Genomic DNA, 471 nt, shown 5'->3' with positions numbered 1-471 from the left:
CCACCCGCCGAGGAACACGAAGAACGTCATGATCCCCGCGGCGGTCGTCTTCCTGATGATGTCGGCCCCCACGGGCGGCCCCCACGCGATTCCCGTCGACGAGCCGCCGATATTGAATCCGACGAAGATAGCCGCGATAACGCCGACTACGAGAACGGTCTCGACCATTATCGATCGGTACACGCACCCCCGTAAAATAAGTAGCGTCATAGCCGAAGACGCGTCGTCGGAGCGGCGACGCGTCGGCGGGTTCCACCGAACCGGTCTCCGAACGCCGTATTCGTGTCATCGAGATCGGTGGTCCCGCGGCTCCGTTCAACGCTAAACGAGTTCAGCGTTGTTTCGGAACCCTTTTGCGGTCGCTCTCGGGATGAAACGTGTATGAGCGACGTGAGAGCGGAACTCCGCGAACAGTTCTTGGACGCGTTCGGCGGCGCAGATTTCCCCGTCGAGAACCAGATGGACCTCGTT

At 60.9% G+C, this 471-nt stretch carries 1 protein-coding gene and 1 pseudogene; one reads left to right on the top strand and one right to left on the bottom strand.

Going from position 1 to position 471, the window contains the following annotated elements:
* Window positions 1-168 (bottom strand): annotated as a pseudogene (locus tag EXE44_RS22150) (inorganic phosphate transporter); the annotation flags it as partial.
* A 213-nt stretch (window positions 169-381) separates the two neighbouring features.
* Between EXE44_RS22150 and EXE44_RS18115 the strand changes: the two are divergent.
* Window positions 382-471: MTH865 family protein (locus tag EXE44_RS18115; protein ID WP_274595397.1), on the top strand; the 90-nt coding region annotated here is incomplete at its 3' end.

The organism is Halorubrum sp. SS7 (assembly GCF_005435055.1).
GTDB lineage: Archaea > Halobacteriota > Halobacteria > Halobacteriales > Haloferacaceae > Halorubrum > Halorubrum salinarum.
This window is presented reverse-complemented; position numbering and strand designations above follow the sequence as displayed.